12 protein-coding genes are annotated in these 17,049 nt (G+C 41.8%); 6 read left to right on the top strand and 6 right to left on the bottom strand.

Annotated features, from left to right (window positions below; genetic code table 11):
- The first annotated feature begins 41 nt into the window (after nucleotides 1-41).
- Nucleotides 42-326, top strand: a complete 285-nt coding sequence (locus HGR01_RS36380) for a helix-turn-helix domain-containing protein (RefSeq protein ID WP_155538915.1) — start codon at nucleotides 42-44, stop codon at nucleotides 324-326.
- 41 nt (nucleotides 327-367) lie between these two features.
- Here HGR01_RS36380 and HGR01_RS36375 read toward each other — a convergent pair whose 3' ends face one another.
- Nucleotides 368-805: a caspase family protein gene (locus tag HGR01_RS36375; RefSeq protein WP_045867668.1), complete on the bottom strand. Its 438-nt coding sequence runs from the start codon at nucleotides 803-805 to the stop codon at nucleotides 368-370.
- A gap of 69 nt (nucleotides 806-874) precedes the next feature.
- Here HGR01_RS36375 and HGR01_RS36370 point away from each other — a divergent pair, with 69 nt between their 5' ends.
- Nucleotides 875-1,210: a CU044_2847 family protein gene (locus HGR01_RS36370; protein WP_045867667.1), complete on the top strand. Its 336-nt coding sequence runs from the start codon at nucleotides 875-877 to the stop codon at nucleotides 1,208-1,210.
- A 611-nt stretch (nucleotides 1,211-1,821) separates the two neighbouring features.
- Here HGR01_RS36370 and HGR01_RS36365 read toward each other — a convergent pair.
- Nucleotides 1,822-4,500, bottom strand: coding sequence for a zinc-dependent metalloprotease (locus HGR01_RS36365; RefSeq protein ID WP_045867666.1), 2,679 nt, complete (start codon nucleotides 4,498-4,500; stop codon nucleotides 1,822-1,824).
- Nucleotides 4,501-5,387: 887 nt separating this feature from the next.
- Here HGR01_RS36365 and HGR01_RS36360 point away from each other — a divergent pair.
- The 4 genes from HGR01_RS36360 to HGR01_RS36345 all read left to right on the top strand — a co-directional run bounded on the left by HGR01_RS36360 (nucleotide 5,388) and on the right by HGR01_RS36345 (nucleotide 9,917).
- Nucleotides 5,388-7,118: a diflavin flavoprotein gene (locus tag HGR01_RS36360; protein WP_045867665.1), complete on the top strand. Its 1,731-nt coding sequence runs from the start codon at nucleotides 5,388-5,390 to the stop codon at nucleotides 7,116-7,118.
- Nucleotides 7,102-7,389 (top strand): hypothetical protein, encoded by a 288-nt coding sequence (locus tag HGR01_RS36355; RefSeq protein ID WP_045867664.1) that lies wholly within the window; start codon nucleotides 7,102-7,104, stop codon nucleotides 7,387-7,389. The genes HGR01_RS36360 and HGR01_RS36355 overlap by 17 nt, the downstream gene beginning before the upstream one ends.
- A 120-nt stretch (nucleotides 7,390-7,509) precedes the next feature.
- Nucleotides 7,510-8,022, top strand: coding sequence for a phosphate-starvation-inducible PsiE family protein (locus HGR01_RS36350; protein WP_045867663.1), 513 nt, complete (start codon nucleotides 7,510-7,512; stop codon nucleotides 8,020-8,022).
- Nucleotides 8,023-8,180: 158 nt separating this feature from the next.
- Nucleotides 8,181-9,917 (top strand): diflavin flavoprotein, encoded by a 1,737-nt coding sequence (locus HGR01_RS36345; protein WP_096622198.1) that lies wholly within the window; start codon nucleotides 8,181-8,183, stop codon nucleotides 9,915-9,917.
- A gap of 105 nt (nucleotides 9,918-10,022) precedes the next feature.
- Here the strand turns inward: HGR01_RS36345 and HGR01_RS36340 are convergent, their stop codons facing one another.
- The 4 genes from HGR01_RS36340 to HGR01_RS36320 form a co-directional block, all read right to left on the bottom strand.
- The gene (locus HGR01_RS36340; protein WP_045867662.1) at nucleotides 10,023-11,021 is read right to left on the bottom strand and encodes a M48 family metallopeptidase; all 999 of its coding nucleotides are present in this window, start codon (nucleotides 11,019-11,021) and stop codon (nucleotides 10,023-10,025) included.
- Nucleotides 11,022-11,495: 474 nt separating this feature from the next.
- Nucleotides 11,496-12,341: a DUF4253 domain-containing protein gene (locus tag HGR01_RS36335; protein ID WP_052335032.1), complete on the bottom strand. Its 846-nt coding sequence runs from the start codon at nucleotides 12,339-12,341 to the stop codon at nucleotides 11,496-11,498.
- A 104-nt stretch (nucleotides 12,342-12,445) separates the two neighbouring features.
- Entirely contained in the window at nucleotides 12,446-13,159 is a 714-nt protein-coding gene (gene rd / locus HGR01_RS41870) for a rubredoxin (RefSeq protein WP_045867661.1), read from the bottom strand.
- Between the two features lie 633 nt (nucleotides 13,160-13,792).
- Nucleotides 13,793-16,969 carry an efflux RND transporter permease subunit gene (locus tag HGR01_RS36320; RefSeq protein ID WP_045868793.1) on the bottom strand — a complete coding sequence of 1,059 codons (3,177 nt, stop codon included), beginning with the start codon at nucleotides 16,967-16,969 and terminating at the stop codon, nucleotides 13,793-13,795.
- Nucleotides 16,970-17,049: the final 80 nt, after the last annotated feature.

Below are 17,049 nucleotides of genomic sequence, written 5' to 3'. Positions count from 1 at the left end.
AGTTTTGACACAAAAAATATTACTCTTAATCAGTGGGTGTAGTGGAGAACGAAACAGGGATGCTCAAAGTGGAATGCGATCGCTGGAATCAAAGTGCCTCAATATTGAGAGAAGAAGCGTTAAAAGCAGATCATAGTCGTACCCGTGAGCGTTTAATGGCACTATATGAGATATGTAATGGAAAAAGCGCGACGCGGGTAGGTGAGGAAACAGGACGCAACCCTCAGACAGTAATGGAGTGGGTACATCGTTACAATGTTTCAGGTATGGAAGCGCTGTTGTATCAGCATACAGGTGGTCATCCCCCCTTTTTTCAGCAGAGATAGAGCAAGCAATTGATAGAGAGATTTCGTAACTTCTCCGCTAACTACTCTCCCACACCTTTTTTTCGTTCACCCCAAGTTCTGATGGCGGAAACTGAAGTTAAAAGCTTCAATAGAGTGGCGATCGCATTTTGCCCGTCTTTATGACAATCTGAAGTAGCCAAATACCCCTTCGGTTCACCTGTCAGGCTGGGTGCTTCAAATCCATGTCCGGCGAAATAAATCAGTGCTTCGCTACCCTTGGCTTTCTCCAGTAAAAACATCCTCAGCACTTGACCGAGTTCTTTACCCAGTAATTTTTTATCAGCAGTGACTGAAGAGCAATTTTCAGTCTCGATTAATTTACCAGGTAACGGCTGCACATCAAAGCGACCGTGTTCTTTTAATAGCTGTGCGATTTTTTCTGCATCATCAACAGCTTTTGGTAGATTTGTGAAGTTGTCATACTTGGCAATGCCAATTACTAGGGCATATCGAGCCATATCTCTGTGGCAGTCATTTTTACGTAATAGTACTAGAATAACAACCAAAAAACTAACTGAGGCTACCAAATGTCAGAAGTACAAAGGCTGATTGTCAAAGATGATGATCAAGAGTACGAAATCTATGTGGAATCTAAGGAAGCTGCTGAGGTTCCAGAAGATGAGGAACCTGGATACCGTGATATTTTACCTACAGTAAAAATTCAAGAGTTTCAGAGTAAGATTCGTAATTATGCCAAGTTAGCTGTTGGGGCTTTTAAGAATATACCTGACGCAGAAGAGGTCACTGTTAAATTTGGTATCAAGTTGGGTGGGAAAACGGGGATTCCGTTTTTAACTGAGGGTTCGGCGGAAAGTAATTTTGAAATCGAAGTTAAGTATAATTTGGCGCAGAAGAAGCCATAATTCGACGCGTTATATATATTCAGGACTTACGCAAGCAAAATTTGTCATTGCGACCGGAACGAAGTGTAGGGAAGCAATCCCAGAATCTCAGGCGATTACGTCGCTGCGCTCGTAATGACGTAATTCCGTTACTTTTGCGTAAGTCTTAATATTTATTCTGAGGGTAAGGCAATGCCTTGTCCTCTAGAATATCATTCATGTGTCGCCAACATTATTTAAATTGGTATTACATAATCGGGGTGAGCAAGATGCCCACCCCATAGAATTTTTATGCACTGGAAATATGCAAATTAACTAAAATGTTTTGAATTTTGAGTTGTTATTGTTGTTCTTCTTCGTAAAACCAAGCTTCTGCTAAAAGAGAGAAGCCAAGCAACCAAAGGAAGCAGAAAACTGACAATAAAATTATTCCGGTCATGGCTAATATTTCCCCCAACTTGATTTTAGTGGAGAGTTATCTTCAATGTAACGGCATTTTATTTGCTGACAAGGAAGTTGCAACAAAGCTTGACAAATTCAGCGCTAGGGGTTATTGATTATACAATTTCAAAATACCAAACAAACATCGATTCCACAATAGTCCCCAATACCCAGTCCCCAATCCCTAATCCCTAGTCCCCCCCTAATGCTTTAGTGATGCGATCGCTCGTGACTTGCAAATGGGCTAATGTGGAAATATCAATGTTTTCGCCCAAGTCTTTGAGCCTGTTGTCAACTGCGGTTTGCAGTTGACGCAATTCGTACCAAGCTAATGTGCGTCCGTCTTCTGGTGTGTTGGTATTTCGCAACATCATTTCTAGCAAGATATTGAGATATTCGCGTTGTAAGGAACGGCGCAGGCTAGAAATGGGTTTTGGTTCTGTAGAAGTGAAAACTTCTGTCCAGATACCTTGTTGTAAGGTTTCAAATAGTTCCGGGATGGAAAGAGCTTCTCCAGGCTGTGTTTTTAATTCTATATCTTGCAGGCGACTGAGGCGATCGCTATTGAGGAGCGATCGCAATACTCGACTTTGGAATTTTAAAATGCGATCATGTAGGGGATAATCTAGGCGATCATTTGGGATAGGATTTCCCCAATGTTGCCAGCGTGATGGTGCTAGTTGATTGAGTAATTGCGGTGAGAAGTTAAAAGCATCCTCAGCAAATACATATTCTTGCAACTTTGCTAAAGCTTGACGTTGTTTTTCCAAAGAAACTGGTACAAAAGCCCAGGAAGTTTCATCACCAGCATGAACACGCCGAAATGATTGTCCACCAATATATTGAGAAACTAAGGTAGCGTTACGAAAATAATATCTGAGGACGCGATTAAATAAGGCGCGCAGATTACTATAGCTTTCTCCAGGCGATAAATAACGCTGATCGAGGCGTTCCCACATCACACGGGCGTTATCCATTTGCCATTGGGAATATATTAGTACATCACTACTCATATCCCAGAGGTTTGCTAGGGGGTTAATATCCCAAATATCTTCATCTGTAGCGTAGGATAATTCTGGCTGTGGTGATGCTAGGGCAATCTTTTCTAAGAAGCTTTTTTCGGCTTCTGGTAGCATCGCATCAGTTGTGGCTTCTGGGTTGATTTTATAACCATACTCAATTGCCCATTCATCATAAGGGCCAATCATCCCAGGGAAATAATCACCTTGTTCTACACCCATCGGTGCGATATTCACGGGTAAATAATCCATCACCGAACCCGCTAAACCTTTGCTGTGGGTGATTTCGGTGTTATTTAATTCTTGGGGCGCTAACATGGTGCTGCCGTGAAAATTATGACGTAAGCCCAAAGTATGCCCGACTTCATGGGCAATTAAAGAACGCAAATATTGCTGCACATATTCCTGCATAGCTGCGCTAGTTGGTGTCGTGTCAGGCAACAATGACAACGCCAACGCCCCAATAGCGGCTTGATTTGTCGCTTCCCTTCCATAACAGAGTTCCGAATCTCTCTGAAAACCTGCGACATCACAACCATCTAATTTATTTTTGCTATTCCCTGACTCTGCGTAGGCGCGATATTCTTGCTGAATTGAGCGCACCATATTCGCATCAACAATAATATCTGCGTCCAGTATTTCCCCGGTAAATGGGTTAACACGTGTCGGCCCTTTGGCAAAACCTGCATCTAAAGAATTAAACCAACGAATAGTGTTGTAACGCACATCTGCGGGATACCAATCAGCATCATCTGGCATTTGTCGCACTTCAATGGCGTTTTGGAATCCGGCTTTGGTGAATGCTTTATTCCACATCAGCACACCTTCGCGGATTGCGTCACGGTATTCTAGGGGTACAGCATTTTCAATCCAAAATACAATCGGCTGTTTCGGTGGCGATAAAGGTGCGTTGGGGTCGGATGGTTCTAGATGCCAACGATTAATATAACGTACAAATGGATCGTGACTCTTGTGATGAGAAAAATCTTGGAATGCGGTAATAAAATATCCCACTCTATCATCAGCGAGTCTAGGAATATAACCGTTGTTTTCTGGCAGTTGGGAAAAACTATAATGTACTTTTAAAGAAAGTGCGCGGCTATCGGGTAAAGTAACTAAATTTGCACCTTCTGGTGAGTAAAAACCGTAAATAGAATCAATCTCTAGATTTTCCGGTAAGCTGTTAATATCGCCAAAATAAGACTTGCTGGGTTCTAAGCGGTAATCAGCCTGTAAAGAGTATTTCAATATAGGAGTTAAACCTGGGAAATCCTGCATGAGTAAGTCATCCAGGTTAATCAGAATATTTTTACTACGCGGATCTATAGTGTCGATTGGCAATGCATAGAGAACCGAATCGCTAAAAGAACGAGCAAGCGATCGCTGTTCTGGTTCACCTTCTTCTGTACGAAATTTCACATTCCGCACTACAAAGTGCAAATTGTGATTGACTCGTCGGAAATAGAAGAGAAAATCAGTTATGGGTAATCCACTATAAATCCCACTTTCCCCTAATCCCGATTCTAATGTGACTGTCGCTAAGTAATTTTTATTGAGTTGTTCTGGCTTAATTTCCCAATAAGTTCTGCCCTCTTCATGGCTGCGGTAAAGGGTAAACAATCCCTCTAATTTCTCTGTGGCTTTAACTATCTCACGAAATCGCCGCAAATCTTCTCTTCTACTATCAATAAAAATATTGTCCGCACTGGCGATATTTTCCACTGCTGTCACTGCATGGAATTGCGGCACATCTATATTGGCAAGTTGATTGGCGGCTGCGTAATTAGTTCCTAATAACCAGTGATAGACAAAAAAGATACAGATTACTAATTTCCTAATCCAGTATTTCATCCTTGAGTTTTCCAGCTGAAGCGGTTCTGATATTGAGGAAAAAATGTGGATTTATGCGTCTTCTGTCAGCCTTGCCAATACTTCCCAACTAATTGCAACTACGCACTATGTAAATCCACCATCATTAGACAAACTATTGTTTGTCCCAAAGTAAAACAACTCCACGAACCGAAAAGTAAGCTAATGCGCGTCTAAAATTGCATAACTACTAATCAGGGCTGTTAACAGTTAACAGTTAACGGTCAACTGTCAACTGTCAACTGTCAACAGCCCTCACGATGGATTGTGCAACTTAAAAGCAGAATAGCTAGTTTGTCTTTTTAACTTTGTACGAGTTATCCATTTATAAGATGAAACTGCTGAGATAGCAAGTATTTACTTCTTTAGATAGATAGGAATTCCAACCTAAAGATATAGGTTTTTTGCAACAGTCTATTGTATTAAAAAGCAAAAAATGCCCAAAAATTGTATTTAGAGCTACATTTAAGCGCATCAAAGGTTGGCGATCGCAGATGCAATTAGGCTCTACAAGAGTTATTTATTTAGCGATGTTTGACTATTTCTCAGTATTTTCACTATGAAAGATGGCAGTCAGGTTTCTAATTGATGAATCAAACTGTAGTGCCTAGATACCCGACTTCTTGAAGAAGTCGGGTATCTAAATCAAGTAAATGAAATCTAAAAATATTTGTCACTTCCATCTCTTAAATTTATTATTTAAAGCCTTGATGATAAACATTGATATTAATCAATGGTAATTACACGCTCATCAACAATAAATGTTTCTGATGGCTTACTTTAGAAATAAACATTTTACTAATTCACTATTTTGTAGCAATTATAGAAATAAGCACATTAACTAAAGAAAATATTTTTAGATAAATCACATGAACTTACTTACAAAAGCCCCACAAACGCTTGCTTCTCCCGGACTATTGACAATTGAAACTGTAGAAATTGCACCACAAACAACCGCTATTCGTTGTCTGGACTGGGATAGAGAACGCTTTGATATTGAATTTGGCTTACGTAATGGAACAACCTATAATTCTTTTTTAATTCAGGATGAAAAAATTGCTTTGGTTGATACTTCCCATCGCAAATTTGAGCAATTATATCTAGAATTGCTAACAGGAATCATTGACCCCACAAAAATAGATTACTTAATTGTCAGCCACACCGAACCCGATCATAGTGCTTTAGTTAAAGACATCTTACAATTAGCTCCCAATATCACCATTGTGGCAGCGAAGGTGGCAATTCAATTTCTGGAAAACATGATTCACCAGCCATTTAAATCTATCCAGGTGAAGAGTGGACAGCGTTTAGCATTAGGAGATGGGCACGAATTAGAATTTATCTCTGCGCCTAACTTACATTGGCCTGACACAATTTTGACTTACGACCATAAAACAGGCATTCTCTACACCTGCGATGTATTTGGAATGCACTACTGCGACGATCACACCTATGATGAGAATTTTAATGTGATCGAAGATGATTTTAAATATTACTATGATTGTTTAATGGGGCCGAATGCCCGCTCTGTATTAGCAGCTTTAAAGCGGATTGAAAATTTAGAGATTGGTACAGTTGCTACCGGACACGGGCCTTTACTGAAAAACTATATTCCCGAATGGCTGGGACGGTATCAAAACTGGAGCTTAGAACAAGCAAAAACTGAGAAATTAGTGGCGCTATTTTATGCCGAAGATTACGGCTATAGCGAACATTTAGTAAGAACCATCGCGCATGGCTGTACAAGAACAGGTGTAGCAGTAGAATTAGTTGATATCAACAGCGCCGAACCACAAGAAGTCCGGGAATTAGTAGGACAAGCTGCTGGGTTAATTATTAGTATGCCTGCCCAAAATGCAGTTAATGCTCAAGCGGCAATTAGCACAATTTTAGCGGCGGCTCATAATAAACAAAGCATTGGTTTATTAGAATCTGGTGGTGGCGAAGATGAACCAGTTTATCCCCTACGCAACAAATTTCAGGAATTAGGATTAACAGAAGCCTTCCCCCCAATTTTAGTTAAAGAAAGTCCCACTGCTTCCCTAGAACAATTGTGTGATGAAGCGGGTACAGATATGGGTCAATGGTTAACCCGCGATCGCACTATCAAACAAATCAAATCCATCAACACCAATTTAGAAAAAGCCTTAGGCAGAATTAGCAACGGACTCTACATTATTACTGCCAAAAAAGGAGAAGTTCAAAGCGCAATGTTCGCTTCTTGGGTAACTCAAGCCAGCTTAAATCCTTTAGGAGTAGCGATCGCAGTCTCCAAAGACCGCGCTATTGAATCATTAATGCACGTAGGCGATCGCTTTGTTCTTAATGTTTTAGAAGAAGGCAATTACCAAGGCTTAATGAAACATTTCCTCAAGCGCTTCCCCCCTGGTGGCGATCGCTTTGCCGGAATCAAAACCTATCCAGCCAACAATGGCTCCCCCATTTTAGCCGAAGCCTTAGCCTACATGGAATGCGAAATCACCAGCCGCATAGATTGTGGCGATCATTGGATTATTTACAGCACAGTCCAAACCGGACGAGTTGCCAAAGTCAACGCCCTCACCGCCGTCCACCACCGCAAAATTGGCAATCATTACTAAATTTGGGCATGGGGCATGGGGCATAGGGCATGATTTATTTTTCCCTGTTCCCTATTCGCAAATTTTTGCAGAAGTTTATGGCAAAAAATGCCACAAAACTTGTGAAGACACCATTTTTTACGAGAAAAAAGCAGACAAAGCTGTAAAAATTCGACTCAAACTTATAAATGCTCGACTTTTCACGAGAAAAAAAGCAGACAAAGCTGTAAAAATTCGACCCAAACTTATAAATGCTCGACTTTTCACGAGAAAAAAGCAGACAAAGATGTAAAAATTCGACTCAAACTTATAAATGCTCGACTTTTTATATGGAAGAAGGCAGAATTCTCTTCTGCCATCTGCCCTCTGCCTTCTTCAATTTATCTTGTCCCCAATCCCCAATCCCCCCAATATGTATCAGCCTGTTGAAAAGAACTCAATCCCCGCTTATGAAATCAATCGGGGGCGCATTCTGCGAACCTTGGAATTTATCCAAGACATGATTGTGATTTCCTTGTGCATGGGTTTATTTAGTTTCATGGTGATTCAAGTGAGAGATATGTTTTTCTCCTTGCTCCCTCCATTAGATTTCCATGTAGTCACAGCCGATATTCTGTTTTTACTGATCTTAGTTGAGTTATTTCGGCTCCTCATAATTTACCTCCAAGAACAACGCATTTCGATTGGTGTAGCCGTCGAAGTTTCCATTGTCTCAGCGTTAAGAGAAGTGATTGTCAAAGGCGTACTAGAAATTAGTTCCAGCCAAGTTTTAGCCACTTGTGCATTCTTACTCGTTTTGGGAGTACTACTTTTCTTACGAGTTTGGCTACCCCCAACATTTGAAGGCATAGATCCAGAACAAGAAGTATCTAAACGCTATCAACGCCTCCATAAAACAGAATTAGCAAACAGTAACGGACGATAGCAAGCAGAGGGGGATGAGGGTGATGAGGTAGATGAGGGAGAAATACTCAACACCAATTACCCAATGCCCCATGCCCCATGCCCAATGCCCAATCCCTAATCCCCATTACCCCTTATCCCCAGAGGGGGCCCCGAGTTCCCCAATCCCCAATCCCAACTATGTCAACCGCAACCCTAACCCCCAACCGTTCTCGAGATGTTCAGTTAGCTGAAATTGGTACCAATACGCTGATATTGCGATCGCGTACTTGGGAACGTCTCAAATTTGAAGTTGAGTATTCTCGCCAAAAGGGAACTACGGCAAATTCTTATTTGATTCAAGCTGATAAAAAGGTTTTAATTGACCCTCCCGGTGAGTCTTTTACGGAGATTTTTTTAGCACAACTAGCACAACAATTAGATTTGACCACCCTTGATTACATTGTTCTGGGTCATGTCAATCCTAACCGCCGAGCCACTTTAAAGGTTTTACTATCCCTAGCGCCGCAAGTTACATTAATTTGCTCTCGTGCAGCTGCGAATGCGCTCAAAACCGCTTTTCCGGAATGGGAATCCCGGATTCAAGCTGTGCGCTCAGAAGATACTCTCGATTTAGGTCAGGGACATCTTCTCTCATTTATTAGTGTTCCTACTCCACACTGGGTTGATGGGCTTTGTACTTACGATGCTGCAACCAAAATTCTCTACACTGACAAGTTTTTTGGCGCTCATATTTGTGAGGATGCCTTATTTGATGAAGATTGGAAAGCTTTAGATGCAGAACGTCGTTACTATTTTGATTGTCTTCATGCTCCCCAAGCTAAACAAGTAGAAGCTGCTTTAGATAAACTGGCAATTTTCAGCGCCAAATCTTACGCACCTGCACATGGCCCGGTTGTGCGTTACAGCCTCAGCCGTTTTACCTATGATTATCGGCAATGGTGTCAAGGTCAAAAGTCTCAGGAGTTAAGCGTTGCCTTACTTTACGCCTCTGCTTATGGGAATACAGCGATTTTAGCTCAGGCGATCGCTCAAGGTTTAATTGAAAATGGGATTAATGTCGAATCCATCAACTGTGAACTCGCAGATGCGGCGGAAATTACCCGCGTTGTTGAAGCTTGCGACGGCTTAATTATTGGTTCGCCGACTTTAGGCGGTCACGCACCGACGCAAATTCAAACTGCTTTAGGGATAGTCCTAGCTTCAGGTGCGAAAACTAAGTTAGCTGGGGTGTTTGGTTCCTACGGTTGGAGTGGCGAGGCGATTGATTTAATCGAAAGTAAGCTCAAAGATGCCAATTATGGTTTAGGGTTTGAGACAATTCGCGTCCGCTTCAGTCCAACTCCCTATGTATTACAGCAGTGTCAAGATGCAGGTGCAACCTTTGCCCAAAACTTGAAGAAAACTAAGAAACTGCGGGCTTCTCGCCTCGTAGCCACAGAAGCACAAGTGGACCGCACCGAACAAGCAGTAGGCAGAATTATCGGTTCTTTGTGCGTCGTCACCACTCACGATGGAGAAAATCACAAAGGTATCTTAACTTCTTGGGTATCCCAGGCAACTTTTAACCCACCAGGAATTATGATTGCGATCGCCCAAGAGCAAAATGCTGATTTAATGCGTCATCCTGGTGACAAATTTGTGCTGAACATCCTTAAAGAAGGTAGAAATGTCCGGCGCTATTTTTCTCGTAATAGCAGTTTAGGCGAAAATCCCTTTGCAAATATTCCTACTCAAACTGCTGAAAATGGCTGCTTAATTTTGAATGAAGCTTTAGCTTATTTAGAATGTACAGTCCAAAATCAACTGGAATGCGGCGACAGATATTTAATTTATGCCGTAGTTAATAGCGGAGAAGTGTTAGAAAATGATGGCTTCACTGCTATTCAACATCGGAAATCTGGTAGTCAATATTAAATTGGGGATGGGGCATGGGGCATAGGGCATGGGGCATTGATTATTTCTCCCTCATCCCCCTCATCTCCCATCCCACTCATCCCCACTCATCCCCCCTCATCCCTGCTATTTACCAAATCTATGGTCTATATCATCTGCTTGAGAACCACCACGAATAGAGTTAATTCTTAAAGAAGCTTTATCTTTAGAAAGGTTATAAGTTAAAGGCTTAGTTTTAGAGATTCTAGCTTCACCTTCTTTGGCTAAAGTTTGAGGTGGATATTTAATCATTAAAGCTTTAATAGCCTCAATTCTTTTAGGTACTGCTGGATGCCCAGAATCAGCTTCAGAACCAGGAATTTGAGATAGAACTTGCATAACTCGCAGACATCCTTCTGGATCAAAGCCAGCTTTTGCAGAAGCTATATAGCCAATTTCATCCGCTTCAAATTCTTGTTGTCTGTCTTGTTCAGCTATACGTTCTTCTAGTTCTTTTTTCTTTCTTTCAATAATTTCATTAATGCGTTTTTGTGAATCTGCTTGGCGTTGCACGCCTTGATTACCCAATACCGAACCTAAGAGGCCACCAACCGTTCCTCCTACTACACGATTCACTACAGCACCACCCACAACAGCCGCTGTGGACTCTTCATTTGCTGCTTTTTGTTCTCCTAAAACTTCTCTTTTGGCTTCTTCTTCTATTTTGGCAATTAACTCATTTTTTTGAGCTACACCAACTGCAATGTGACGTTTAGCATGGTGACCCATTTCGTGAGCAACTACACAAGCTAATGCTGAAGAATCACCAGCTAATTGGTCAAGAATACCATCATAGATAGCAATGAGATTGACATCCGTTGCAAATGCATTCACATCATATTTAGCAATAGTCACAACTCGCCAAGGTCGATTATCCAATTCATTGGCACGTGCAATTCTATCTATCACTCGATAAAGAGCATAAAAATCTTCAGGTAGTTGCTTTCTAGCTTGTTCGTAGTTGGAAGAGGATGTGGGCGCAGGTTTTTTTTGCGTGGCTGGTTTAGCTAATACTGGAAGTGTTGCAGACAACAAAAATAGGCACAAAGAACCACTAGTCAGGAGTTTGGTTTTCCAGTTGCTCATTATTTTCAGTATTGTGGTATTTGGAATTTATTTTATACAATAAGGAGATTATATACTTTAGCGCGCATTTTTGTAGATATACCGCCCGATAACGCCTTGTTTAGGCTGATATCGCTTCCTGCACTGGTAATTTACATTAATAAAATCAATAATTTTTGTAAAAAAAGATATCTGTATACTTAAATAAATAGAGAGACTCTATAGAACTCATATTTGATTTCTGAAATACACGTAGGGTGTGTTGTCGCGCAGCGCAACGCACCAAAGTCCAGAATACGGTGCGTTACACTTCGTGATAACGCACCCTACACATACTTAGATTTTTTCAAAAATCAAATCGGATTCCTCTATAGAACTCATATTTGATTTTTGCAGTTCACGTAGGATGTATTGGCAGCGAGAGTACGGCATCAGTTAGCTGAGATTTTTTCAACCGATATTCTGGCTGCGATCGCACTTTGTTTTACTACTGGCTTAATCCCACCAGAAATACCAAACTTTTCTGTTAAGTAACATAGCTGCTAAATTATTTAGCGTTTCTACGCTTTGGTCTACAATATCAGCACAATACATATACTGTTCTTGAGCTAGGTGGAATGCATCTTCGCGATTTTGAGGAGGATGATTAACGCACATTTCTACTACATCATGGGTAATCCCAACGACTTCTGCACCATATTTCTGCTGCCAGTATCTCATCAGTCCCACGTGTATTGTTGGTAGAGGGCAATCATTCCAATTACCAAATTTCAGAAAAGCTGGAACTTGCCAACTCAATTTAGTGGGAATCATTGCTAATACTATATTTGGATGTGGTAGACGAGTCAAAATATTATAGGGAATTGTATATCTTTGTGGCTGTTCAGAAATTAGATCGTCCCATTCACCAATTTCTATTTGGGTAAGTGGATCTAAAGTATTCTGCATTTCTATAGTGTTACTATCATCTGCCCATAAAGTTGCTCTTTCTTCTCTTTGCTGTTGCGCTTTATTATTCAGCCATTCATCTACATTAAAAGCATCTGCTTGGGTGATGATTTCAGTAACAGTTAAGGATTGATAGATTGAGGAATCTTGGTTGTTGAATTTAAGTGTTTCTAGATGAGATTCAACTTCATCTCGATTTCCTAGCAATAAAGGATAATGTTCTGTCTCATCCACAAGCTGACGAAGTTGTTGCCAATACTTTATCGCTTCAGCACCAGCAACTGTCAAGCCATATATTTGCTGTGAGTCAACCTTCCAGAGTAATTCTAGAGTATCTGATTTAATACTATGTTGAGCTAATATTGATTGTAACTGGCTTTGATTGATAACCATATATTGTGTATCAGCACCTTGCTTGTTATTAATAGCAATAAGGGCACAACATTGTTGTGCCCTACGAAGTTTGGTATCGCCAAGATAACTGCTATCTTACAATTTTAGGCAGCGAGTTTTTCCTCAAGTGGTTTAAAGGTCTTTTTGGTTGCGCCACAAATTGGACAACGCCAATCATCAGGGATATCTTCAAAAGCTGTACCAGGAGCAATTCCGGAATCAGGATCGCCAGCAACAGGATCGTAAATCATGCTGCATTGTCTGCAAATCCATTTCCGAGTTTTTGGATCTTCACCTGCAACTCTGGTTGCGGCTTGTCCACCATTTAATACTTCTAAAGCTTCAGCGTAGCGATCTGCGTGGTAATTTTCGATGAATTTCAGCAAACCAAAACGATGAGCGGCTTCACGAAATGTGGTAGCGTGTTCGCTAGATTCTTTTGCTTGTTTCAGAAATTCTTCGGCTGCAGGATTGTCGCGATCGCGTTGAGCAGCGGAGGCGAATTCTGGATACATTGTAGTGTATTCATAGGTTTCGCCTTCAATTGCTAAAGATAAACAACGAGAGATAATTTCTCGCTTTTGTTCGTCAGTTAAAGCCGCCGGATCTTGAACAACTAGTTCTGGATGTAGCAAAACAAAATGTGCAAAAGCGTGTTCTGTTTCTTGATGTGCTGTTTCTTTAAAAAGTTTCGCTATGTCTGTAAACCCAAGTTTATGCGCCACATCAGCAAAAAACAGATACTTTCTATTTGCCATCGATTCGCCACCGAAGGCAGCTTCTAAGTTTTGAAGTGTAGTAAAGTTGGATAAATCCATAATTGTAGGATGTTGCGGAATGAGATTTCGTGGGTAAAACAGAAGCCAAAAGTCAGTGAATTAACTGATATACATAAGCGTTGTCAACGTTTTCATACAACGTTTTTTAGCTCATATTCAATCACCTATTTGGTTAGCTGCCATAGACATTATATTGGGTGTTTGCTGTTTGGCGTTTGGCATTAGTTATTTGTTAAGAGTCTCAGGCAAAATGATTTTTTCTTTTCTCATTAGCTAAGTAAATAATTGTTAGATTAAGTAAGTCGGCTTGAAAAAACCGAGGTATGTTACAAAATGTAAAATCCCTTAAAGTCTCTTCCCTTTTGCCTTTTGCCTCTTGCCTCTTGCCTTGCCTTAACGATAAATTTCAACGCCTACCTACTTATGCAATTCCGCCATTGACGCGAATATTTTGCCCTGTAATCCACCGGGCTTCATCGCTACTTTTCGGTTAAGGGGAAAAAGGGGAATGGGAAAAGGGAAAGAAACAACCCTTCACCCTTAACCTTTTTCCCAAAAGCTATTTTGAGTTCAAAATGCTCACCCGAGTAGTATTGGGCAAAATCTAGGTTTTATTGGCGAATTGGTATGACATTGAGAAACTCTTTCTCCCCCTGCTCCCCTTGTTTAGCCTCAGTGGTGACTTGTGTAAGTTACTTTGTCATCCTGGGTAGAGTCTGGCAATTGTGGGTGCTCAGGATGGCGACGGAAGCGATCGCGAATTTTGCCAATGACGATGTATAAAATTGGCACCACGAACAAACTCAACAGAGTAGAAACAATCATTCCACCAGCTACCGCAGTACCGAGTGATTTTCGGCTGGCTGCACCTGCGCCTACAGGGTTGACTAACGGCCAAATCCCTAAAATAAAGGATAAGGAAGTCATCAAAATTGGTCGTAAGCGTTCTTGTGATGCTTGAATAGCTGCTTTAGTGAGCGAAAGACCCTGTTCTCGTAGCTGGTTGGCAAATTCTACAATCAAAATCGCGTTTTTACTGGCTAAACCAATCAGCATCACTAACCCAACTTGGCAGAATACATCGTTGGGTAGACCACGCATTGACTGTGCTAACAGTGCGCCTAAAATAGCTAGGGGTACTGCCAGCATAATAATCAACGGATCAACGTAGTTCTCGTATTGAGCAGCCAATACTAAGAAGACAAACACCAAGCCCAAGATAAAGATGATCGGTGCTTGACCGCCAGATTCTTGTTCTTCAGCCGCGATTCCTGACCATTCGTAGCCCATACTCGCTGGTAGAACCTGCTTTGCTAGTTGTTCCATTGCTGTGGTTGCTTGTCCAGAACTATAACCGGGGGCGGCTGAACCGTTAATTTCAATTGAACGGAACAAGTTATAGTGGTTGATTGTTTGCGCGCCAGTAGTAGAAGTGAGCTTCACTAAATTACTCAAAGCAATCATCTGATTGTTGTCAGAGCGAACATACAACTTGCCAATATCTTCAGGATTGGAGCGAAATTGCGCGTCTGCTTGCACATAGACTCGATAAGTTCGTTGGAGCAAATTAAAGTCATTGACATACCGCGAACCCAAGTAACTTTGCAAGGTATTAAAAACCTCGTCTACGGGAACTTGCAAAGCTTTAGCTTTGTTGCGGTTGACTTCAATCAGCATTTGCGGCGTATTCGCGTTAAATGTGCTAAATACGGCTTGTAATCCTGGTGTCTGATTACCACGTTGAAGTAACTGACCCATGACTTCCAACAGAGTATTTAAACCACTGTTCCCGGCTCTATCTTGTAGCTGGAATTGGAAGCCCCCAAAACTGCCTAAACCTTGAATAGATGGGGGATTCACAGGGAAGATTCGGGCTTCTGGAATGGCGGATAAAACTCCTGCTAACTTACCAATGATTGCTTCTGCTGACTGTCCTGGTTCGTGACGTTCTTCCCAAGGTTTAAGGGTAGTGAAAATCGCCCCACTATTAGCAGAGTTCCCGCTAAAACCAAAACCACCGATCGCAAACGTACCTGTAACTTCTGGTAATTTGAGAATTTCTTTTTCTACCTGAGCCATCACTTTACTTGTGTAGTTCAGGGAAACGCCTTCTGGCCCTTGAATGATGGTGATGAAATAGCCTTGGTCATCGTCGGGGATAAATGCTGTGGGTACGCGGGTGTAAAGCCAAGCTGTCAAACCCAAGGAAATAACAAATAACAGAACGACGATCGCTTTTAACTTATTCAACCGAAATAGCGATCGCTCATAGCCGCGGCGCATCCAATCAATCAAGCGGTTAATCCGCTCAAAAATCCAACCTAACCAGCCACGGGGTCTTTGTCCGCGACGCAGCAACAAAGCCGAAAGTGCAGGAGTCAGAGTTAAGGCTAAAAAGGTAGAAATCGCCATTGAAAAGGCGATCGTCAGCGCAAATTGTTTATATATCTGTCCTGTGGAGCCTGGGAAAAAGGCAACGGGGACAAATACAGCCATGAGTACTAAAGAAGTGGCAATTACTGCCCCAAATAGCTCCCTCATGGATTCAGACGCAGCCTGACGAGGTGACATCCCCTCATCCTCGATTAACCGAGAGATATTCTCTACCACGATAATTGCGTCATCCACCACCAAACCTGTGGCGAGGGTTAAACCAAACATGGTCAGGGTGTTGATAGAAAATCCAAAGGCTTTGATAAAGGCAAATGTCCCTACCAAAGTCAGAGGAATCACAATCACCGGAATCAAGGTAGTGCGCCAGTCTTGTAAGAACAGGAAAATTACCAAGACCACAAGCGCGATCGCTTCTATCAGCGTCTTAACCACCTCTGCCAAGGAAGCTTCCACAAATGATGTTGTATCAAAAGCTACTTGATATTTCATCCCTGGGGGAAAGCTTTGTGCCAGTCGGACAATTTCTGTTTTGACGGCATGAGCCACATCTAGGGCATTACTGCCAGGGGTGGCAAATATCCCTATACCTACACCTTCGTTACCTCTAAATCGCAGAAAAGAATTGTAATTTTCTGCTCCCAATTCCGCCCGACCCACATCTTTAAGTTTGATCAGCGTCCCATCTGTAGCAGTCTTGATCACGATATCGTCAAATTCCGTGACATCCGTTAATCTACCGATAGCTTGCAAATCTACTTGATACATTTGATCGGGCAATGTGGGCTGCTGACCAATTTGTCCTGCACCCACCTGCACGTTTTGTTCATTGAGGGCATCAATCACATCCTGGGCGGTGAGGTTGCGACTAGCCAGGCGGTTGGGGTCAAGCCACAACCGCATTGCGTAACGTCGTTCCCCAAAAATCTGTGCCTCGCCCACACCATTGATTCTTTTGACGGCATCGACAATATACAAGTCAGCGTAATTACTTAAAAAGACATTGTCGAACTCTTGGTTATCAGAGTACAACCCGATCGCTAACAGAATATTGTTCGATTGTTTGGTGACAGTCACTCCAGTTTGCTGCACCACTTCTGGTAAAAATGGTTCCGCCAGCGAAACGCGATTTTGCACATCAACTGCGGCAATATCTTTGTTTCTGGATGGGTCGAATGTGACTGTAATCGTACTATTGCCATTGTTACTACTGCTCGAAGTCATGTACTTCAAGCCTTCAACGCCATTAATTTGACGTTCTAATACCGTCGTTACGGTATTTTCCACAACTTCTGCACTAGCACCAACATAGTTTGCAGTCACAGTAATTTGAGTCGGACTAATTTCTGGATACTGTGCTGTAGGTAGCGTGGGAATGCTGATTGCGCCTACCAAAAGGATGATGATAGAGCAGACACTAGTAAATACAGGTCGCCTGATAAAAAAATCGACAAACATGAAATGGGGAATGGGTAATGGGTAATGGGTAATGGGTAATGGGGTATTGGGTATTGGGCATGGGGCATGGGGCATGGGGC

The organism is Tolypothrix sp. PCC 7712 (genome assembly GCF_025860405.1).
Taxonomy (GTDB): domain Bacteria; phylum Cyanobacteriota; class Cyanobacteriia; order Cyanobacteriales; family Nostocaceae; genus Aulosira; species Aulosira diplosiphon.
This window is presented reverse-complemented; position numbering and strand designations above follow the sequence as displayed.